This is a genomic window from Chryseobacterium soli, from assembly GCF_000737705.1.
Lineage (GTDB): Bacteria > Bacteroidota > Bacteroidia > Flavobacteriales > Weeksellaceae > Chryseobacterium > Chryseobacterium soli.
Window position 1 is genome coordinate 212,606 of sequence record NZ_JPRH01000004.1, and the last position, 19,544, is coordinate 232,149.

A 19,544-nucleotide genomic window follows, 5' to 3' on the forward strand; every position below is an offset into this window, starting at 1 on the left:
TCGATATGATTTTATTTTTCGCCATTGCCTTTCACCACATCCCCAACGATTACTTTTTCCTGAACTTTAATAAAACTCGGATCCATAATGGCCATTCGCTCTGCAATGGATTTATAAGTCGGGAATTTTAATAGTGCTGCCCTGCCGGACATTTCCCTGTAAAGCGTGAAAATCTTTCCGTTGGCTGTTTTAATCTGCTTGGTGGTGGTAATATATCTGCCGATATATTTACTCTTGGCATCATACACTTCTATATCGATGAAGGTTTTATCTGTAATGGTATCTTCTGAGCCGAAACTTACAGGTAGGTTGGTAAAGTATCCTACCGGAACACCGTTGCTGATGATCTCTCCTACTTTATTGACTTCAATATTCAGCTTATCGATTTTGCTTCTCGTGGTATAGGCATCTTTTGTTTTGCTGTCCAGCTTTCTTTTCGGGACATTTTTGAAAATTTCATCCAGGTTTTTAACATTGATTCCTTTGTTATCAATAACTTTTAATCCTTTTATGGATGTATACACCGCTGATTTTTCTTCGCCTGAAAATGCCGACGGAGAAATATAATCGAGTTCTATTGTTTTGTCTCTGTTGTAAACCCTGTTTAGCTTAATATAGCTGTCTCTTACAGAATCCACTACACTTTTATCTACAAACTCCATGGTATACATCGGAGTCTCCCCCAGATCCATGAAAGTATAGATGTTGGATTTGTTTGATATCTTGGCAACATGTACTCCGTCAAGACTTACAATACCTCTTTTGGTTTTAAAATCCTGGGCATTACACAAGATTCCCAGAACAACGGTAAAGAATATGATTGTACTTTTCTTCATAAAATCAGACTTTTACACAATAAAAAAAGTGTAACCAAAGTTACACTTTCTTGAAAATATATTTAGCTTTTCATTTAATTATTCACAAAGGATAATCCCTTTATTATGATTAAATTCTACAACACCGCTTTTGATAGGATATGAATAAACAGCGTCTTTCCCGCCTTCTTGAGTAAAGTTTTTAGCATATGCTTCATCCACAGATGAAACAAAAAGCTTTACATTACCGCCGACTAAAGAAGAAACGATTCCTGCGTGGTTTTTCATGATGTGAAATTCACCATTTTTTCCAGGCAATAATACAGAGTTTACTTCTCCTTCAAAAACTACGTATTCTGGTGTTAAAATTTTTATATTCATTTTAATTTAGATTTAAAGATTTCAGAATTCAGATTTCAGACATAAAAGTCTCATGTCTAGAATCTGACATCTTGTGTCTAATTAATTTATTACGCGTTATCAGCTAACATTTTTTGTCCAGCTTCGATCGCTTCTTCGATAGTTCCTTTCAAGTTGAAAGCAGCTTCTGGTAAGTGATCTAATTCACCGTCCATAATCATAGTAAATCCTTTGATGGTATCTTTGATATCTACCAATGATCCAGGAATACCTGTAAACTGTTCTGCTACGTGGAAAGGTTGAGATAAGAATCTCTGAACTTTTCTAGCACGGTATACAACAGATTTATCTTCTTCAGAAAGTTCTTCCATACCAAGGATCGCGATAATATCTTGAAGCGCTTTGTATCTCTGAAGAATTTCTTTTACTCTTTGAGCACAGTTATAGTGTTCTTCACCGATGATTTCCGGAGCTAGGATTCTTGACGTTGAAGCCAATGGATCTACCGCCGGGTAAATACCTAATGAAGCAATCTTTCTATCTAGTACCGTTGTTGCATCCAAGTGAGCAAACGTTGTTGCCGGAGCCGGGTCAGTTAAGTCATCCGCAGGTACGTAAACCGCCTGTACTGAAGTAATTGAACCATTTTTAGTTGAAGTAATTCTTTCCTGCATCGCACCCATCTCAGATGCCAATGTAGGCTGGTACCCTACCGCTGAAGGCATACGTCCAAGAAGTGCAGACACCTCAGAACCAGCCTGTGTAAAACGGAAAATGTTATCTACGAAGAACAATACGTCTCTACCTTGTCCGCTTTCACCTCCATCTCTGTAATACTCAGCTAACGTAAGACCAGAAAGTGCTACTCTCGCTCTTGCTCCTGGTGGCTCGTTCATCTGTCCGAAAACGAATGCAGCCTTAGATTCTTTCATAACTTCTAAGTCTACTTTAGAAAGATCCCAACCTCCGTTTTCCATAGAGTGCATGAATTCGTCACCATACTTGATGATCCCTGATTCAAGCATCTCTCTTAAAAGGTCATTTCCTTCTCTCGTTCTTTCACCTACTCCGGCGAAAACTGAAAGACCTCCGTGTCCTTTTGCAATATTGTTAATCAACTCCTGGATCAATACTGTTTTACCTACACCGGCACCACCGAACAATCCAATCTTACCTCCTTTTGCGTAAGGCTCGATAAGGTCGATTACTTTGATACCTGTAAATAAAACTTCTGCAGAAGTTGAAAGTTGATCAAATTTTGGAGCTTCTCTGTGGATCGGCAGTCCGCCTTCCTTAGAAATATTCTGAAGCCCGTCGATAGCATCACCAACCACGTTGAATAGTCTTCCGTTTACAGCTTCACCGATTGGCATTGTAATAGGCATACCATACCCGATTACTTCCTGCCCTCTTTGAAGACCGTCTGTAGCATCCATAGCGATACATCTCACTGTATCTTGTCCTATATGCTGTTCTACTTCTAAGACTACTTTTTCACCGTTTCCTTTTGTAATTTCCAATGCATCATAAATGCTCGGAATTGCCTCCACATTTGAGAAGACTACATCGATTACAGGACCAATAATTTGAGAAATTTTTCCTTTAATTTGGTTTGCCATTGCTAAATTTTTTCTTGGTGCAAATATAATGATTCTTAATAAACCCGCAATTGGTAAAAAAAAGATTTTTATCATACTTTTTAAAGAACAAAACATCCAGATTTTGAGGCTATTTTTTTTGAAATTTGAATTAATTTAAATATAATTATGCGTTGATTCCATTTCCGGACCTTCACAGATGACATGATTTTCATTGTAATTGCCTTTTTATCAGACCGGCGGGAGCAGCATTTCACGAAAATCAATTCTAAATTATGAATAGATCCTATAAAACATGATAAGAGAAAATAACTTCGCATACATTATTATAGATAATTTAAAGGCTTTATATTTGCAGTCAAATTTTTTCCGTTTTGAAAGTTTTCAAGAATTTTAAAGATTATTCCTCTCAAAAGCCTCTAGCATTGTCTTTAGGGATGTTTGATGGGGTGCATCTTGGCCACAAAAGTATTATTGACGCGTTAACCAACGTGGGTACGCAAAACAATTTAGAAACTGCAATCCTTACTTTCTGGCCCCATCCACGATTTGTTTTTAATCCTAATGAAGATTTAAAACTGCTGAATACGATCGATGAAAAAAAATTGCTGATTGAAAAATATGGCGTCAATAATTTATTTTTAAAAGAATTTGACGACGAGTTCAGAAATCTTACGGGTGAGGAATTTGTGAGACAAATCCTGGTTGATCAATTGAACGTAAAATATCTTATTATAGGATACGACCATTCTTTCGGGAAAAATAAAAGCGGAAACTTTGCTCTTCTTCAGGAGTTATCTAAAGAACTGGATTTTGAAGTTGATCAAATGGAGGCCATCAACATTCATGAAAATAATATCAGCTCTACGAAAGTGAGAAATGCACTTTTAGAAGGGAATATTAAAGAAGCGAATGAAATGCTGGGATATTCCTACTCTGTTTCCGGAAAAGTGGCTCATGGGAAAAAGATCGGAAGAACAATTGGTTATCCTACAGCAAATATCGAAACGGAATCCATTAAATTACTTCCTAAAAAAGGGGCTTACATTGTTGAAGTCTATATAAAAGGGCAGTTTTATAAAGGCATGTTGAGCATCGGTACCAATCCTACCGTAAACGGAGATTCTTTAACGGTTGAAGTTTATATTTTAGATTTTAATGAAGATATTTACGGTGAAAACATCACCGTACAATTCAGAGATTTCCTTCATGATGAAATTAAATTTGAAGGGCTCGAGAAACTGATCGAAAGGTTGGACGAGGATAAAAAAATTACTAATAATTATGGTTTCTAGAGCTAATAATTTCGATTTTCTTAGACTGATTTTTGCCAGTTCTGTTGTTATAACACACTCCTATCCCTTATCCGGGATGCTGGAGTCTGATGTTCTCAGCAGGATGACTTCCGGCCAAGTATCTTTTGCTTACCTCGGGGTTAAGGGATTTTTTATTATTTCAGGATTTTTGATTTTTAAAAGTCTGCTTCGTTGTGATAACCTTCTTGATTTTTACTGGAAGAGAGTTTTAAGACTTTTTCCGGCATTAATTGTTATTCTGCTCCTGACGGTTTTACTGGCGCCAATGGTTTACGAAAGTTCCATTCCTTATTTGAAAAACAAATCTGTACTTACCTATATTCCCCACAACATATCTTTGTTTTTTCTTCAATCTAAAATTGATGGAGTCTTTGAGAACAACCCATACAAAGGCAGTATTAATGGGAGTTTATGGACAATATGCTATGAATTCAGTATGTATATTATGGTATCTTTACTGTTTTTTATCCGCAAAAAATCTTTTGTTAAGGCTGTCGTATTTTCACTGTTCATTTTAAGCTTTGCTCTATCACTATTTTATCCTCATTTTTTGTATGGAATTTTAGTCAGGTTGAAATTGAATAGCTCAATCTTTTATAATCTCATGTGTTTCTTTACCGGTGGAATGTTGCTTACTTATTTAAATATCCGTAACGAGAAGCTGGAAAATATATTAATAATAGCCGCTCTTATTATCTTTATAGGTAGTATTTATCTGAAAATATCTATTTATACCTGTAATTTTACTTTGCCTATTCTGATCATTCTTATTGGTAAAAGATCAACAAATTATATTAATAAAGTAGGCGATGTTTTAGGTGATATTTCTTATGGAATATATATCTACTCATTCCCTATCCAGCAGACTTTAATGTATTTCTTTAAACTGGATACGATCCCATTAATGATATGTTCGCTGATTCTCTCTTTTTTCATGGGATATCTTTCATGGCATTTAGTAGAGAAAAAAGCGTTAGGATACAAGAATTTAATGATTCAGTTGCAGCAAAAGCGCAATGCGCTTCTCATTAAGAAAAGCTGATCATTTCCCGAACATTTCTAAGAAAGATTAATTTCTTCTCTCGCTTTTTTCGTTAATGAATTGAAAACCAGTTCATACGATTGATCTATCATTTTAAAAATAAGATCTCTTTTCAATCCGTCTATCGAAACCGAATTCCAGTGGGTCTTATTCATGTGGTAGGCTCCCGTGATCTGCGGATATTGTTCGCGGAGTTCTGCGCTCCATTCCGGATCGGTTTTTACATTGATTCCTAAAGGCTGTCTCTCGAGACCCATCAGAAGAAACATTTTTGTTCCTACTTTCATCACAAGGGTTTCATTATCAAAAGGAAAAGTTTCTGTTACTCCTTTCTTGGCAAGACAATAGTCTAAAATTTCGTTGGCGTCCATAGGGTTGGTTATTAGTTGTATGTTGTTGTTTTTTAGTGTTTTGTGTTTGGTCTGTGCGTTAAGTTGATGTCTGATGTCTAAAATCTAACTTCTTTATTCCCATTTTTTAATTCTTACTATTCAAAAATTTCAAAAACCAATATTATTAAAATTTTGTAAATTTAAAGGTGTATCTTTAAAATATTCAATCTACAAACTCAATTATTATGAAAGCTTTAGTTATTGGTGCCACAGGGGCCACAGGAAAAGATCTGGTTCAGCAGTTACTGAATGATAAAGATTTTGAGGCAGTAGATGTTTTTGTAAGAAAGCCCATCGATATTCAGAATGATAAATTAAACGTTCATGTTGTTAATTTCGAAAAACCTGAGGAATGGAAAAATGCTGTGAAAGGCGATGTCGCTTTTTCATGTCTGGGAACTACTTTGAAAGATGCAGGAAGTAAAGAAGCCCAGAGAAAAGTAGATTTTGATTATCAGTATGAATTTGCCAAGGCCGCCAAAGACAATAATGTTGATGATTATGTTTTAGTATCAGCATACGGAGCAGATCCAAAGTCAAAAATTTTCTATTCTAAAATGAAAGGCGAACTTGAAGAAGCCGTAAAACAGCTCCATTTCAATAAAATTACAGTTTTCAAACCGGGAATGCTGGAACGGAAAGATTCCCAGAGAACCGGTGAAGTGTTAGGAAGCAGAATCATCAAATTTGCCAATAAAATTGGACTTTTAGAAAGTCAGAGACCGCTTCCCACCGATGTTTTAGCAAAAGCTATGATCAATTCTTCAAAAATAAAAAGCAACGGCTATTCCAGCATTAAACTGGGAAATATTTTTTGTTTTGCGGAGAAAAGTAATGAGTAATGAGTAATTGGTTGTTGGTTGTTGGAAATTACAATAAGGGAAGATATTCAAAATTTCTTGATGTGATTGATTTTTTTAATTTATCATCTATTTTGTAGTGGCAGCTCCCATACTTTTACCAAGCTTTTCATATTCTACATCATTAGGTTCCCAAAGCTCTATTTTATTGCCTTCCATGTCCATGATATGAACAAATTTCCCGTATTCGTAGGTCTCAATTTTATCAACAATGGTGACATTTTCTTTTTTCAGTTCTTCAACTAATTTTTCAAGGTTTTCTACCCGGTAGTTGATCATAAAGTCTTTCTCAGAGGGCTGAAAATACTTTGTTTTCTCACTGAAAGGGCTCCACTGTGTAAATCCTTTTTTAGAATTATCTGCACCCTGATACCATTCAAATACTGCTCCATAGTCATTGGTGGTAAGACCTAAATGATCTTTATACCATTGTCTCATTTTTTTAGGATCTTTACAGGTGAAAAAAATCCCTCCGATACCGGTCACTCTTTTTACATCTTTGCCGGATCCATTTTCTGTCACTGATTTAAAAGCAAAGCCAAATACAAAAGAAGCCAGTATACAAACGGCGAATGTCAATTTTTTCATGATAAAGTGCGTGTTTTTAAATATTATATTTGATGTTCGTAGTTATAAGTCTTTAATTGAAACGGCTGTTATCTATAACCTCTTTAATCCAACTGTATTCATGCAAGCTCTTAAGTTTTGATAATAATCCTGATGGTATATTTTCAGTTCCAATCAATGTGCCTGAAATTTGTCCGGCAATAGATGCATTAGTATCTGTATCTCCTCCAGAATTAATTATTTGCTTGAACATTTTTTCCAATCCCATATCCAAAATTCTCGTTGAACAAAAAATTGCAAAGGGAATAGAATTTACAACGTATCCATTATTTCCCAGTTTAGCTATCTCAGGAATTGTTACTGTTAAAGGATAATTACTGATTTCAATTAACCTATCTCTTACATTTGTATCGGGAAGTTGAGGAATGATGATATCAAAAAGATTATTGATTCCATCCCATTCAGAATTCAAAATTGCTTTTATGGATAAATATACAGCTAAAGAACCTGCAAAAGCTTCATCATTTTTATGAGTAATTGTACAGGCGTCAAAGACATCTTCTCTTGTTATATTAGAGTAAAATGCCAATGGTGCTATTCTCATTGCAGCTCCATTTCCTGCTGCATATTCTCCGGTACGCCCAGCTTGATTCCAATGAAATCCGGCTTCTTTATCAAGAATAGCTTTAAGAGTGGCCGAACCTATCCCTATTAACTTTTTATCTCTATAATATTCAATAAATTTATCAATAAGCTTTTCGGGATCAAAACTGTCAACTGATAAAATTTCGCAAGTAGCTAAGGTCAATTGAGTATCGTCTGTAATACACCATTTTCGGGATTTACTATTTTTCCCTCCTAAATAATAAATTTTAGAATCATCAATGATAACTTCATTTTCATAACTGCTTCCCCAGGCATCACCAATAGCTCCACTCAATATACAAGCCTCAAATCTATTAAAAATGTCCACGAACGCCTGAAGTTATATGAATTTTATTTCAAATATTTAGTAATTGCTTCATTAGTAGGTTTTGTTGTACTTATGAAGGTGTCGATTAATTTACCGTTTTCGTCAATCAGAAACTTGGTGAAATTCCAAAGGATGGTGGTATTTTTTACTCCGTTCAGATCTTTTTCTGTCAGATATTTAAAAATAGGTGCTGTATCATCTCCTTTTACAGAAACTTTAGCTGCCAAAGGAAAGGTTACCCCATAGTTTTTCTGGCAGAATGCTCCGATTTCAGTATTCGTTCCCGGTTCCTGACCGCCGAAGTTATTAGCCGGAAATCCAACGATGACCAACTTATCTTTATATTGTTCGTATACTTTCTCAAGATCTGCATATTGAGGAGTAAATCCGCATTCGGAAGCGGTATTGACAATAAGAATTTTCTTTCCTTTAAAATCTGCAAAGTTAATTTCTTTACCATCAAGGCCTTCAACTTTGAAATCATATATTGTTTTTCCCATAAGTTCGGTAGTTTTAGCTTTAGAAATTTCACTTTTTTGGTTGGTGCAGCTTTGCAAAAACGCGGTAAAAGAAAGCAGCATTAAAAAAATATTTTTCATTTGAATATTTATATTTATTGTTATATCTCAAAAGAGTTTCTGAATCTCTTTTACATCTAGTTTCACACTGCTAGTTACAAAATATATTTTATGTAGCCATTAAAAAACTTGCAATATTATCTATTGTATTCTATTGATGTTCCCTGTTTGAACACATCCGTATCATGTTACCCGGCATAAAAAAGGAACAGAATGTACATTCTGTTCCTTTGTATTTTTGACTACATTGACTCTCCTATTAAAATTTAAAAATATTCACAGGAAAGACTTTATTAACATCTATTTTATTGATAATCATTACGTAATCACCGTCTTTTTTAGCGCTGGATGATTCTATTCTGAAAGGCATCATCATATTTCCTACTTTTTTGTAATCGGAATAGCTCAATGCTTCGTCTTTCTTCACTTCTTTTACCAGCATATAGGTTTTAGTATCAAAGTAGTATAGATTTTTGTTTACATTTTTGGTAAGCTCTACTTTATGACAGTAAATATCTCCTACTTTTTCTTTTCCCAAGTATTTGGCTTCAAATCCTTTATTTTCCCAATCTATAAAATCATTATCGAAGCTTTCCGCCACATAATCCGGGTATTCCTGAAGTTTATTGGTCGCATAATTCATTGCATACCCTTTGTTTCCGTCGTATCCTTCGATGGCTGTATCTTTATTATTGATGGTAAGAACCGTTTTTGTAAGATTCGGGCGCTGCTGGTATATTTTTATAGGATATTCATCTTTAACTCCTAAAATAACCTTGCCTTGCAGCAATACTGAATTCAATAGTTTCCAACTCGTTAATCCTCCTGACAGTTCGATATTTTTATCTATAATTTCTTTTGCGGTCTGTGCAAAAGATATTTGTGACCAAATCAGGACGAATACTAACAGTAATTTCTTCATTAACTCAATTTATAAATTCAAATATAGGGTTTTATTAATTTATGAATGTATCGGTTTAACGATTTATCAATTAATTGAATAATAATTTTCTCGCTTTTTCCAGATCTTCCGGAGTATCGATTCCTACTCCCACGAAATTAGTCTCGATCATTTTAATTTTCATTCCATATTCCAGATAACGGATGCATTCTATTTTTTCTGATATTTCCAGCGGTTTCATTTCCAGTTTTGAAAACTGAAGCAGCGCGTGTTTTCTAAAAGCGTACACTCCGATATGCTTAAAATAATCAACATTATAAGAAATTTCTCTATGAAAAGGAATGACAGAACGGCTGAAATACAGCGCAAAACCGTTATTATCGGTGATTACTTTTACGTTATTCGGGTTTTCAATTTCTTCTTTTTCAACCAGCTTTATTTTTAAAGAGGCCAAAGAGATTTCCTGATTGTCATCTTCTTTGAAAACTTCAATAAGCTGTTGTAATGGCTCTAATTTCAGAAATGGTTCATCTCCCTGAACATTGATCACGATATCACATTCAATATTTTGAACGGCTTCTGCAATACGGTCGCTTCCAGTTTCGTGCTGGCCGGTCATTACTGCTTTTCCTCTGTTATTTACAATTTCATTGAAAATAATTTCTGAATCTGTAGCGACAAAAACTTCATCAAAAAGACCTGTTTCCACTACATTATGATATGTGGTGGTGATGACGGTTTTCTCTCCTAACATTTGCATAAGCTTTGCAGGAAAACGGCTTGCTTCGTACCGTGCCGGAATGACAGCGATGATTTTCATCTTATTGTATATTAATTATTATTGTATTTGTAGAAATAAATGGTCTCGGGACCGGATAATCTATGGCTAAAGTACTGTATTTCTTTACTGTCTTTTATTTTAAACCCGTAAAACGTACCTTTTATTATATTATCGGCTAAAAGCTTAAAATCAATCGATACAAAATCAGTATCATAGACCAGTTTTTTTTGAGATTTAAAATCCTGTGGGCGTATTATTTTTAAAAATAATTGATAGGTCACAGAGTCTTTGGTTTTGTACGTAAAAACATCATTAGATCCTAATGCCTCAAATTCAAATAGCTGCGACTCTTTATTAAATTTAAATTTTTTAAATCTTTCGAGAGTAGAATTACAATTCTTCAATAATCCCCATTCTGAATCAGAAATAGCCTTAAGCTTTTCACCACTTTTTTTAACAATAAACTCGTTTCCATCCATTACTCCTGGATATAAAGCATACGTATCTTTACTGATGATTATTTTATTAATTCTGGCTTTCGGTCCTAAATTTAGTTCCAGAATTTTGGAACTGTCATTTCTTTTAATAAGTTGAGCATCTACTGTTCTATACTTATTGGTGACCGTATAAGAATTAAAATACGTATGCTTTACAACCATGGAGTCACATGCATTATCAATAGGATAAAGCACATAATCCTCTTTTTTACAAGAGATTAAGCTTAATGCTGTAATTATAAAAAAACCTTTGTGAAGGTATTTCATAAAAATGATGGTTTATTTTAAAGCATTCAGCGCGTTCTCCAGTTTCGGCATCATGACTTCAATTTCATGAACGTCTAATCCTCCTACTGAAGCACGGAACCAAGGTTCTGATTTTTCTTCTCCAAAAGCTGAGAAAGGGACCAATGCTACTCCGGCATCGTTAATTAGGTAAAATACCAGATCAGAAGAGTTTCCGATTATGGTACCTTCCGGTTTTGTTTTTCCGATATAGTCTAATTTGATGGTAAGGTAAAGCGCACCCATAGGCTCAATACTTTCTACGGCCAATCCTTTAGCTTTCAGATCCTGAATTCCTTTGTGAAGTACTTTCAGGCTGGTTTCAAGCTTTCCTTTGAAATCATTTACGAAAGTATCCACATCTGCAGTATTTTCATAGAATTTAGCGGTAGCTTCCTGTTCCGGTTTTGGTGCCCAGGCTCCAACGTGAGTAAGAAGCGCCTTCATTTTATCGATAATATGAGCAGGACCGAATCCCCATCCTACACGAACTCCGGTTGCTGCCAGGCATTTAGAGATACCGTCGATATAAATTGTATATTCTTTCATTTCCGGGAAAAGAGAAACGGGATCAACATGTTTTGCGCCAAAAGTAAGACAAGAATAGATCTGGTCATACATCAGGTATAGAGGTTTTTCATCTTCTCCTCTTTTTTTGTTTTCTTCCAGCACCATTTCACAAATTTCTGAAAGCTGTTCTTCTGTAAACATCGTTCCGGTTGGGTTCAGCGGTGAGCACAGTGCCAGTAATACAGCTCCGTTCAGATGGGGTCTTAAATCATCTGCAGTGGGAAGAAAGTTATTTTCAGGTGTAGTTTTTACTTCTACAGCATCAGCTGACGTTAAATAAGCATAGTGGTTGTTATTCCAGGACGGAGTTGGATAGATTACTTTATCTCCTTCATCAACAATGGTTTTGTATACTGCATAGATCAAAGGTCTTGAACCTGCAGTGATCAAAATATCGTTGGGTGAATACTCAAGATTCCATCTGTTTTTCAGGTCTCTTGCCACCTCTTTTCTTAATGACAGAAGTCCATTAGCCGGCGGATAATTTGTCAGATTGTTCTGATATGCTTTCTGAATTTCTTCCTTCAACTTTGCAGGTATCGGATACAGATTAGAATTCAGGTCGCCAATGGTAAGGTTGGCTATTTCTGCTCCTTTTGCCTTTAAATCATTTACTTCATTACCAATTTTTACAATTTCAGAACCGATCAGGTTCGCTGCTAATTTTGAAACTTTCACTTTATTTTTATTTAAAATTTACTAATATTATCTTCTTACATTGATTTCTCTTCTATTTGACCCACAGGTATATGGGCATCATAGACGGCTATTAGTTCTCTGGTTTTTTTTGCGGTATTGGAGTTCGGATATTTTTTGATAATCCGGTTGTATTCTTCCCTTTTGTCATCAACAATTTTTCCTCCCTCGCTGTCATAAATCGGATCACTATCCATTCCCAAGAGATAATCAGCTAAATAACTGTTATAGTCATTTTTCGCTCTTTTAATCAATGGGCTTTTTGGATATTTATTGATAAAGTTCTCCCATACGATCAATCGGTCACCTAATTCTTCCCAGGTTATCATCAGACCTCCATTGATGGCATAATTTTCCTTATTATCTTTTGCCATCTGTGAAATATAAACACTATAATCAGGAGTCACCTTATTCTTAAACACAGACTCATAATATCCCGGTAATGAATGAATTTCGGTAAGACCCTCGCCCATTACACGAAATTCAAGGCCTGCTTTATTCAGTTCTGCAGCTATTTTTTTCACATTGTCCGGCAGATCATAGGTATCCGGTCCTGTATGATAATCAATATATTTGTCTAATATATCTGTATGCAGACCATTGAGACACTCTGTATATTTTTCTCTTATTTTCAGGTAATCTTCGTATACTTTGTCATTCTGTTCCGGGCTGTTTTCCGCTATTTCCTTATTAACCTTTGTACGGTACCATTGAAGAGCAGTTATATAATCCTCCGTCTTGTTAGCAGGTGAACACGCAGTATCAATTGGCTTAAACAGCTCTTCTTTCATTTCTGTTCCGGCAATTGAATCATTGGCTGTTTTTCCTTCTGCGCTTTTAGATGCTTCTTTTTTGCATGAAAAAACAAGTACGGAAAGCATGCAGACTGCTAAGCTCTTTCTCATCATTTTCTATAGATCTGATATTAATCCAGCTTCAGATCTTTTCTTATTTCTTCAATCTTAGCTTCCAATGTTTTCAATTTGTCTTTGAAATCTGCCTCTGAAGTGATACTGTCTTTTACAGAGATATAAAATTTAATTTTCGGTTCTGTTCCTGAAGGTCTTACACAGACTTTAGTTCCGTCCTGAGTATAATAAATCAGTACATTAGATTTTGGAATGCCATCCATCACTTTCTTTGCGTTTTCAGAAACCACAAAGTTCGTCTGTTCTTTGAAATCCTTTACTTCTTCTACCAATGAGCCTGCTAATTCCTTAGGTGGATTTTCGCGGAAGTTTTTCATCATATTCTGAATCTCTTCTGCTCCGTCTCTGCCCTTTCTGACAAGGTTAACAAGCCCTTCATAATACATTCCCACTTCCTGGTAGATCTCAATCATATATTGGTACATGGTTCTTCCGTTTGCTTTACACCAGGCTGCAATTTCGCAGGCAAGGACAATACTTCCGCAAGAATCTTTATCACGGACAAAATCTCCGGTCATGAATCCAAAACTTTCTTCTCCACCACAGATAAATTTCTCTGTTCCTTCCGCTTCACGGATCATTTTTCCAATCCATTTGAATCCGGTAAGTCCTGCTTTACAGTCTACTCCGAATTTCTGTGCGATATCAAAGAATATATCTGAAGTTACAATGGTAGAACCTATAAATTCTTTACCTGCAATTTTACCCAATTTTCTCCATTCGTTTAAAATGTAGTAGGTAAGAATTGTATTCGTTTGGTTTCCATTCAATAGCTGCATTTCACCATCAAGGTTTCTTACGGCAATTCCCAATCTGTCGCCATCCGGATCTGTTCCGATTACGATGTCTGCATTGGTAATTCTTGCCAGGTCCATTGCCATTTCTAATGCGGCAGGTTCTTCAGGGTTTGGAGATTCTACCGTCGTAAAATTACCGCTAGGAATCATCTGCTCTTTTACAAGATCAATTTTCTTGAATCCCGCTTTTTCTAATGCTTTTGGAACCGTAGTATAGGTGGTTCCGTGGATTGAGGTGAAAACAATATTTAAGTTTTCTTTTCCTACATTCTGATAGGTAGAATTTTCAATACAGGCATCGATATAAACGTCATCCTGCTCTTCTCCGATCCATTCGATTAAATCATCATTTCCATTGAATTTAATTTCCTCAAATTTTACAGAATATACTTCATTGATGATCGCTTCATCGTGAGGAGGGACGATCTGTGCTCCGTCATTCCAATATACTTTATAGCCATTGTATTCCGGCGGATTGTGAGATGCCGTTAATACAATTCCACCATTACATTTTTTATCACGTACCGTGAAAGATAATTCAGGGGTTGGTCTGTGTTCTTTGAAAAGAAGAACTTTAATTCCGTTTGCGGTTAAAACATCAGCCACTAATTTTCCAAATTCTTTGGAGTTGTGACGTACGTCATACGCTATAGCCACTTTTATTTCTTCGTTGGGAAACTGCGTCAACATATAATTCGCAAGTCCCTGTGTAGCTTGACCTAACGTGTATTTATTTAAACGATTGGTTCCTACTCCCATAATTCCACGCATTCCTCCTGTTCCGAATTCCAATTCTCTGTAAAAAGAATCTTCCAAATCCGGTGAATTGCCGTCTATTAATAATTGTACGGCATCTCTTGTTTCCTGATCGAAGGTGTCACTTAACCAAAGTTTCGCTTTTTCTAGTGTTGTCATATGTATATTTCGTATTTTTTTAAGTTGGAAGCAGGGTGCTTGAAGATGGAAGTTATTGTATTTACTACTTCTTGCACACAACTATAATTTATTCTTTTACTAATCCAGTTTTTTATTCTCTACCCTTGTTGTTTTATCAATCTTAAAAGCTCTGATAGGGTCATTATAATAGATCAATTTCGCTGTATTCTGAACATGTCCTTTCAACGAATCTTTTACATTAACTTCTGCATAATTCCCATTTTTAGAGTCGATATTCAGATTGGTAATCTTCCAGTATGGCGCAATTAAACTCGCTGTATCTGAGATCTTTATCACTGCATTTTTAGTCTCCCCAAGAAAATTGGCACGGCTTCTGTTCCGCATCTCCACTTCTGCTCTTCTCGTATTGACCGATCCCATAAAAGTAGCGTTATTTTTTAAATTCAGCCTAAAATTATCGGTTTTAATTTGACTTGAAATATTCATTTCTACAGAATCAGCAACAGAAACTTTTTCAAGGTTATATTTTGAATAGATAGTTACATTATAAAAATCAACCCCTTTTGTCCCTCTGCTTTCTTTGATAGAAAGGGTTTTATCTTTTACATCCACATCCAGGTTGGCAGCAACATTCGGATAGGTTTCAATTTCAACGAAATTCTTTGGTCCTCGAGCATAAAACACCCGGAACTTCCCTTCCAAGTCAAGGTTCACAAATTCTGCAACATCTACATCTTTTTTCTCAATATTTCCTTTCGGAGAAATTTTCCCACAGGAAACTAAAGAAAAAACGGCCATTGCATATACTATATTTCTCATTCTTTTCATTAAAATATTTTATATAAAAGTATAATTATTGCTAAAATTTCAATTCCTAATGCACTGTAAAATACTGACAATCTCCAAAACAACCCTAATTTTGAGTAAGAAGCTTTAAAAGCATTATAATAGGTAAAAGCAGGAAAAAGCAGGAAGCCAGACACCAGAATTTTATCTACACTATCAATAATTGTCGATAATGGTTTATAGATGCTTATGATACTCACCAAATCATCTACCAATAATATGGCTAAAATTCCTGATAGACTTACCGATGCTATAATAACATGCTCTGCAAGATTCAGCATCATACGCTTAAAAAGAATCCAGCCGTTCAATGCCAGAATAGGAATCAATGAAAATAAAATCGTTTTGGAATATTGGGAGAAAAAATCTATAATCTTTGAGCTTTCCTCAGGAAATTTATTTGGATTCAGATCCAGATAAAAATGCAGCGCTAAAGCATTAAATCCAAATAAAATGAGCAGTAAAGAGAATAAGTTATAATATGCAATTCTTTTACCCGCGATGTAATTTATTGCCATTGTTCCGGGATTCAGCAGTACATGTTTTAATGTTCGGAAAAATTTTGATTCCACATGCCAAATCGATCCTAAAATATCACTTTTAATAAGAGAGCTCAAAGTTATTCTTTCCGTATCGGATTTTTGTCCGCAATGAGAACAAAACTCACCGGATATCCTATGGCCACAGTTTAAACAACTTTTTTTAGTCATATTAAAAATCAACACATTTGGGATACAGACTCTACAATATTTTTTATCTTTTTAACTCTTGGGTTTATAATCTATTCTTAGCCAGCTATATGTAATTCCCACGTCAAATGAATTTCCATGAGAATTATTTATTATTATTTCAATTGGCAGGAAGAGAATTGGAATAGATTAACAATAATACAAAAAACACTACGATTATCACTGCAATAATCGAGGGTTTCCATAAAGATTTTTTAAGAAGCTGATCTTCATTCGGAAAATATTTAGGCATAAAATAATAGGAAAAAATACTTCCTCCTGCTATTCCGCACAGATATGCAAGCGAACTCTTAGGGTTTTCCGGAATATTGACAATAACAAGAGTTGCTATCGTCATGAGAACGGAAAGCCCTAATATCATGTACGCTTCTTTCTTTTTTTTGACTTCTATTAAGTTTTGATATAATAAAACTCCGCCAAACAAAGGCGATAAGAGAATAGAAAAACCTAAAATAGCTTTTTTAGAATATATTTTCGGCGTTTGATCATCCATACCTATATCACTTCATCAATATTATAATTTTTATGCTCGCGATTGGTTCGGATAATCATTTCCCCTAAGAATCCGGCAATAAAAAGTAAGGTTCCCATGATCATCATGGTTAAAGCAATAAAAAACCACGCATTATTGGTAAGCAGATGTCCGTAAATTCCTCTGGCAATATCAATCAGTTTGGAAACTCCCAGCCAAAGAGCAGAAAGAAAACCTAAGATAAACATCACGGTTCCAACTGCTCCAAAGAAATGCATTGGTCTGCCTCCAAAACGACTGACAAACCAAAGTGTTACCAAATCCAAAAAGCCACGGATAAATCTTTCCGTCCCAAATTTAGAAGTTCCGTAAGGTCTTGCCTGGTGCTTAACCTCTTTTTCTGTAATTCTTCTGAACCCGGCATTGGCGGCCAGCACAGGGATATAACGGTGCATATCTCCATATACATCGATCGATTTTACCACCTGCTTTTTATACGCTTTCAAACCGCAGTTGAAATCATGAAGTTCTACTCCTGATACTTTTCTAGCTGCGGCATTGAATAGTTTTGAAGGAACATTTTTAGTCATTACGTTATCAAAACGCTTCTTTTTCCAGCCTGAAACAATATCATAATTATCTTCGACAATCATGTTGTAGAGTTCAGGAATTTCTTCCGGAAAATCCTGTAAATCAGCATCCATAGTGATTACAACATCTCCATGCGCTCTTTCAAACGCTGCATGAAGTGCTTGAGATTTTCCATAATTTCTGGAAAATTTAATCCCATGAATCTGAGGGTGCTGTACTTTCAGATTTTCAATAATATTCCACGATAAATCCGTACTTCCATCATCTATGAACCAAATTTCATATGATAAATTGACTGCTTTACAGACATAATCGATCCTTGAAAAAAGTTCTTCCAGAGAAGCTTCTTCGTTAAGTAACGGAATAACTATAGATAGATTCATTTAATTTTAATAAAATTATTCTTGATTTGTTATTTCCTGGTGCACAGTTCTTGTTCTGAAAAACGCTCCGAAAAATACTGACAAAACTACGTAAAATATAAGAATTGCTGCAAAATATCCGGAAAAATGACTCAGCGTGAGCATATCTTTGCCCTTAACCGCTTCTGGAGTAAAGCTTTGAATTCTTTCCTTATATTTCTGATCTAATTCATCAATGTCTTTCTGATGCTTCAATATCTTCCTCGCAGAAGTATATTCGGTATCCAATTCTGATTTCTGTCTTTGAACATATTGATAGTTCAATAGTTTTTTTGCATCGGTATCTACGAAATTTAAAAAGGCGAAAATGCTGATAATTGAAAGAATTCCTCCGGTGACCATAGGCACGAATGCTCTTTTAAACGCTTGTTTAAAACTTACTGTTTTATGGGCTCTCCAAAAGGTATTCACAGACCAGAAAGCAGCTCCTGCATAGATCAGCGGAAGTACGAATGCATTGGCTTTTAGAGAGATATCGAAATAATTAATTCCGGAGAAAAAGCCGTATACGATAAAAAAAATAGTCATCGTGGCTATAAAAAGTATAATTCCTAATGTTGATGGACTTTTCGTCATATTTTATTTTTTAGAAAAAAGTTGAAAAATTATTCCATTGCCATTCAGTATTTTAGCTCTGTCAAAGGATTTTTCAAGTGAATTTTCTGTAATTTTATTTTGAAGTTTATAATTTATTCCTACCTTTGCAACGGCAAGTCCTAAACAACCAGCTCCTGAGAATCCTCCAGGGTGGGAACACAGCAAAGGTAATTGGTCGTAGCGGTGTGATTTAGGTAGCTTGCCATTTTTTTTGTCTTAAAGTGAAGAGAGGTAATTTGATAATTATCTTTTTTTTGTTTTAATACCTTAAACATCTTTATTCTCATTTTCAAATTACCGTAATCCTAATTAAAATTCGAACTCCTCTCCCAGTTTTGGTAACACAAGTTCTACATTTTTATCAGCAAAATGCTTTAATGCACTTTCATGATTGATTTCAATGGCAGGGAAAGTATCGAAATGACATCCGATTACCTTCGGAGTTTTCAGTAATTCTGAAGCGGCAAAGGCTGCTTTTCTCGGACACATTGTATAATGGCTTCCAATTGGAAGGATCGACAGATCTAAATTTCCGTATAACCTTGGAAACAGCTCCATATCTGCCATTACTCCTGTATCACCTGCCAAATAGATGTTCTTACCTTCAGGAAGTCTGAAAATATACCCTACAGGAACGCCTCCGTAGCTTCCATCCGGGAAAGAACTTGTATGGTGAGCCGGTACCATGGAAATTTTAAGATCGTCGATTTTTGCCGATCCTCCTAAGTTTACATCGTCTTTGTTTTTTGCCGTTTTAAAATAGGCACACACTTCAGGAACTCCGATAACCACTGCTTCCGGGTAATGGTGCAGTACTTCTTCAACATCGGCAATGTGATCTCCGTGTGCGTGAGTCAGCAGAATATAATCTATTTTCTGAGCCGTGATATCAAATCCGGACTCTGCCTTTTTGTAATTGTAAAAAGGATCGCATAAAATCGTTTTGTCTTTATACGTGAACAGAAAACAGTTCTGCCCTAAGAATTGTATTTTCATTTTTAATTTATTTTTAA

The 19,544-nt window shown here is 35.3% G+C and carries 22 protein-coding genes and 1 other RNA gene; 4 read left to right on the plus strand and 19 right to left on the minus strand.

Features of this window, described 5'->3' with window-relative positions; genetic code table 11:
• Nucleotides 1-11: 11 nt before the first annotated feature.
• From IW15_RS11270 to atpD, 3 genes are all read right to left on the minus strand, one after another.
• Complete coding sequence (locus IW15_RS11270; protein WP_034711362.1) at nucleotides 12-836, minus strand: hypothetical protein; 825 nt, start codon at nucleotides 834-836, stop codon at nucleotides 12-14.
• A 78-nt stretch (nucleotides 837-914) separates the two neighbouring features.
• Nucleotides 915-1,196 carry a FoF1 ATP synthase subunit delta/epsilon gene (locus tag IW15_RS11275; RefSeq protein ID WP_034711363.1) on the minus strand — a complete coding sequence of 94 codons (282 nt, stop codon included), beginning with the start codon at nucleotides 1,194-1,196 and terminating at the stop codon, nucleotides 915-917.
• Nucleotides 1,197-1,285: 89 nt separating this feature from the next.
• Nucleotides 1,286-2,794 (minus strand): F0F1 ATP synthase subunit beta, encoded by a 1,509-nt coding sequence (atpD, locus tag IW15_RS11280; protein ID WP_034711870.1) that lies wholly within the window; start codon nucleotides 2,792-2,794, stop codon nucleotides 1,286-1,288.
• 353 nt (nucleotides 2,795-3,147) lie between these two features.
• Here atpD and IW15_RS11285 point away from each other — a divergent pair, with 353 nt between their 5' ends.
• Both IW15_RS11285 and IW15_RS11290 read left to right on the plus strand, forming a co-directional pair.
• Nucleotides 3,148-4,068, plus strand: coding sequence for a bifunctional riboflavin kinase/FAD synthetase (locus IW15_RS11285; protein WP_034711364.1), 921 nt, complete (start codon nucleotides 3,148-3,150; stop codon nucleotides 4,066-4,068).
• Entirely contained in the window at nucleotides 4,058-5,131 is a 1,074-nt protein-coding gene (locus IW15_RS11290) for an acyltransferase family protein (RefSeq protein ID WP_051881960.1), read from the plus strand. The genes IW15_RS11285 and IW15_RS11290 overlap by 11 nt, the downstream gene beginning before the upstream one ends.
• A gap of 17 nt (nucleotides 5,132-5,148) precedes the next feature.
• Here IW15_RS11290 and IW15_RS11295 read toward each other — a convergent pair whose 3' ends face one another.
• A complete protein-coding gene (locus IW15_RS11295) occupies nucleotides 5,149-5,502 on the minus strand; it encodes an MmcQ/YjbR family DNA-binding protein (RefSeq protein ID WP_034711365.1) in 354 nt (117 codons plus the stop codon).
• 206 nt (nucleotides 5,503-5,708) lie between these two features.
• Between IW15_RS11295 and IW15_RS11300 the strand changes: the two genes are divergently transcribed.
• Complete coding sequence (locus IW15_RS11300; protein WP_034711366.1) at nucleotides 5,709-6,365, plus strand: NAD(P)H-binding protein; 657 nt, start codon at nucleotides 5,709-5,711, stop codon at nucleotides 6,363-6,365.
• An 87-nt stretch (nucleotides 6,366-6,452) separates the two neighbouring features.
• Here IW15_RS11300 and IW15_RS11305 read toward each other — a convergent pair whose 3' ends face one another.
• From IW15_RS11305 to IW15_RS11370, 14 genes are all read right to left on the minus strand, one after another.
• Entirely contained in the window at nucleotides 6,453-6,971 is a 519-nt protein-coding gene (locus IW15_RS11305; RefSeq protein ID WP_165585184.1) for a VOC family protein, read from the minus strand.
• 52 nt (nucleotides 6,972-7,023) lie between these two features.
• Nucleotides 7,024-7,923: an ADP-ribosylglycohydrolase family protein gene (locus tag IW15_RS11310; RefSeq protein ID WP_084681417.1), complete on the minus strand. Its 900-nt coding sequence runs from the start codon at nucleotides 7,921-7,923 to the stop codon at nucleotides 7,024-7,026.
• A gap of 23 nt (nucleotides 7,924-7,946) precedes the next feature.
• Entirely contained in the window at nucleotides 7,947-8,522 is a 576-nt protein-coding gene (locus IW15_RS11315) for a glutathione peroxidase (protein WP_034711368.1), read from the minus strand.
• Between the two features lie 238 nt (nucleotides 8,523-8,760).
• On the minus strand, nucleotides 8,761-9,423 hold the full coding sequence (locus IW15_RS11320; protein WP_034711369.1) for a hypothetical protein: 663 nt from the start codon (nucleotides 9,421-9,423) through the stop codon (nucleotides 8,761-8,763).
• A 70-nt stretch (nucleotides 9,424-9,493) separates the two neighbouring features.
• Nucleotides 9,494-10,222, minus strand: coding sequence for a 3-deoxy-manno-octulosonate cytidylyltransferase (kdsB, locus tag IW15_RS11325; RefSeq protein WP_034711370.1), 729 nt, complete (start codon nucleotides 10,220-10,222; stop codon nucleotides 9,494-9,496).
• A gap of 11 nt (nucleotides 10,223-10,233) precedes the next feature.
• On the minus strand, nucleotides 10,234-10,947 hold the full coding sequence (locus IW15_RS11330) for a hypothetical protein (RefSeq protein ID WP_034711371.1): 714 nt from the start codon (nucleotides 10,945-10,947) through the stop codon (nucleotides 10,234-10,236).
• A 12-nt stretch (nucleotides 10,948-10,959) separates the two neighbouring features.
• Nucleotides 10,960-12,213, minus strand: a complete 1,254-nt coding sequence (locus tag IW15_RS11335) for a pyridoxal phosphate-dependent aminotransferase (RefSeq protein ID WP_034711372.1) — start codon at nucleotides 12,211-12,213, stop codon at nucleotides 10,960-10,962.
• A 35-nt stretch (nucleotides 12,214-12,248) separates the two neighbouring features.
• Nucleotides 12,249-13,139, minus strand: a complete 891-nt coding sequence (locus IW15_RS22020; protein WP_051881962.1) for a hypothetical protein — start codon at nucleotides 13,137-13,139, stop codon at nucleotides 12,249-12,251.
• A gap of 17 nt (nucleotides 13,140-13,156) precedes the next feature.
• Nucleotides 13,157-14,872: a phospho-sugar mutase gene (locus IW15_RS11345; protein ID WP_034711373.1), complete on the minus strand. Its 1,716-nt coding sequence runs from the start codon at nucleotides 14,870-14,872 to the stop codon at nucleotides 13,157-13,159.
• 99 nt (nucleotides 14,873-14,971) lie between these two features.
• Nucleotides 14,972-15,673: a GIN domain-containing protein gene (locus IW15_RS11350; protein ID WP_034711877.1), complete on the minus strand. Its 702-nt coding sequence runs from the start codon at nucleotides 15,671-15,673 to the stop codon at nucleotides 14,972-14,974.
• An 8-nt stretch (nucleotides 15,674-15,681) separates the two neighbouring features.
• The gene (locus tag IW15_RS11355; RefSeq protein ID WP_034711374.1) at nucleotides 15,682-16,410 is read right to left on the minus strand and encodes a DUF3667 domain-containing protein; all 729 of its coding nucleotides are present in this window, start codon (nucleotides 16,408-16,410) and stop codon (nucleotides 15,682-15,684) included.
• A gap of 139 nt (nucleotides 16,411-16,549) precedes the next feature.
• Nucleotides 16,550-16,942: a hypothetical protein gene (locus IW15_RS11360; RefSeq protein WP_034711375.1), complete on the minus strand. Its 393-nt coding sequence runs from the start codon at nucleotides 16,940-16,942 to the stop codon at nucleotides 16,550-16,552.
• 2 nt (nucleotides 16,943-16,944) lie between these two features.
• Entirely contained in the window at nucleotides 16,945-17,895 is a 951-nt protein-coding gene (locus IW15_RS11365; RefSeq protein WP_034711376.1) for a glycosyltransferase family 2 protein, read from the minus strand.
• Between the two features lie 15 nt (nucleotides 17,896-17,910).
• Complete coding sequence (locus IW15_RS11370) at nucleotides 17,911-18,510, minus strand: DUF4199 domain-containing protein (protein WP_034711377.1); 600 nt, start codon at nucleotides 18,508-18,510, stop codon at nucleotides 17,911-17,913.
• A gap of 131 nt (nucleotides 18,511-18,641) precedes the next feature.
• On the opposite strand from IW15_RS11370, the gene ffs reads away from it, so the two are divergent.
• Nucleotides 18,642-18,739, plus strand: an RNA gene (gene ffs, locus IW15_RS22330) — signal recognition particle sRNA small type.
• 101 nt (nucleotides 18,740-18,840) lie between these two features.
• On the opposite strand, the gene IW15_RS11375 is transcribed toward ffs, so the two are convergent.
• Complete coding sequence (locus IW15_RS11375; RefSeq protein WP_034711879.1) at nucleotides 18,841-19,527, minus strand: metal-dependent hydrolase; 687 nt, start codon at nucleotides 19,525-19,527, stop codon at nucleotides 18,841-18,843.
• Nucleotides 19,528-19,544: the final 17 nt, after the last annotated feature.

What these genes read in the sequence shown, in the direction of transcription:
- IW15_RS11270 (WP_034711362.1), bottom strand. Translation starts at nt 836, where the DNA reads ATGAAGAAAAGTACAATCATATTCTTTACCGTTGTTCTGGGAATCTTG.
- IW15_RS11275 (WP_034711363.1), bottom strand. Translation starts at nt 1,196, where the DNA reads ATGAATATAAAAATTTTAACACCAGAATACGTAGTTTTTGAAGGAGAA.
- atpD (WP_034711870.1), bottom strand. Translation starts at nt 2,794, where the DNA reads ATGGCAAACCAAATTAAAGGAAAAATTTCTCAAATTATTGGTCCTGTA.
- IW15_RS11290 (WP_051881960.1), top strand. Translation starts at nt 4,058, where the DNA reads ATGGTTTCTAGAGCTAATAATTTCGATTTTCTTAGACTGATTTTTGCC.
- IW15_RS11295 (WP_034711365.1), bottom strand. Translation starts at nt 5,502, where the DNA reads ATGGACGCCAACGAAATTTTAGACTATTGTCTTGCCAAGAAAGGAGTA.
- IW15_RS11300 (WP_034711366.1), top strand. Translation starts at nt 5,709, where the DNA reads ATGAAAGCTTTAGTTATTGGTGCCACAGGGGCCACAGGAAAAGATCTG.
- IW15_RS11305 (WP_165585184.1), bottom strand. Translation starts at nt 6,971, where the DNA reads ATGAAAAAATTGACATTCGCCGTTTGTATACTGGCTTCTTTTGTATTT.
- IW15_RS11315 (WP_034711368.1), bottom strand. Translation starts at nt 8,522, where the DNA reads ATGAAAAATATTTTTTTAATGCTGCTTTCTTTTACCGCGTTTTTGCAA.
- IW15_RS11320 (WP_034711369.1), bottom strand. Translation starts at nt 9,423, where the DNA reads ATGAAGAAATTACTGTTAGTATTCGTCCTGATTTGGTCACAAATATCT.
- kdsB (WP_034711370.1), bottom strand. Translation starts at nt 10,222, where the DNA reads ATGAAAATCATCGCTGTCATTCCGGCACGGTACGAAGCAAGCCGTTTT.
- IW15_RS11330 (WP_034711371.1), bottom strand. Translation starts at nt 10,947, where the DNA reads ATGAAATACCTTCACAAAGGTTTTTTTATAATTACAGCATTAAGCTTA.
- IW15_RS22020 (WP_051881962.1), bottom strand. Translation starts at nt 13,139, where the DNA reads ATGATGAGAAAGAGCTTAGCAGTCTGCATGCTTTCCGTACTTGTTTTT.
- IW15_RS11345 (WP_034711373.1), bottom strand. Translation starts at nt 14,872, where the DNA reads ATGACAACACTAGAAAAAGCGAAACTTTGGTTAAGTGACACCTTCGAT.
- IW15_RS11350 (WP_034711877.1), bottom strand. Translation starts at nt 15,673, where the DNA reads ATGAGAAATATAGTATATGCAATGGCCGTTTTTTCTTTAGTTTCCTGT.
- IW15_RS11355 (WP_034711374.1), bottom strand. Translation starts at nt 16,410, where the DNA reads ATGACTAAAAAAAGTTGTTTAAACTGTGGCCATAGGATATCCGGTGAG.
- IW15_RS11360 (WP_034711375.1), bottom strand. Translation starts at nt 16,942, where the DNA reads ATGGATGATCAAACGCCGAAAATATATTCTAAAAAAGCTATTTTAGGT.
- IW15_RS11365 (WP_034711376.1), bottom strand. Translation starts at nt 17,895, where the DNA reads ATGAATCTATCTATAGTTATTCCGTTACTTAACGAAGAAGCTTCTCTG.
- IW15_RS11370 (WP_034711377.1), bottom strand. Translation starts at nt 18,510, where the DNA reads ATGACGAAAAGTCCATCAACATTAGGAATTATACTTTTTATAGCCACG.
- IW15_RS11375 (WP_034711879.1), bottom strand. Translation starts at nt 19,527, where the DNA reads ATGAAAATACAATTCTTAGGGCAGAACTGTTTTCTGTTCACGTATAAA.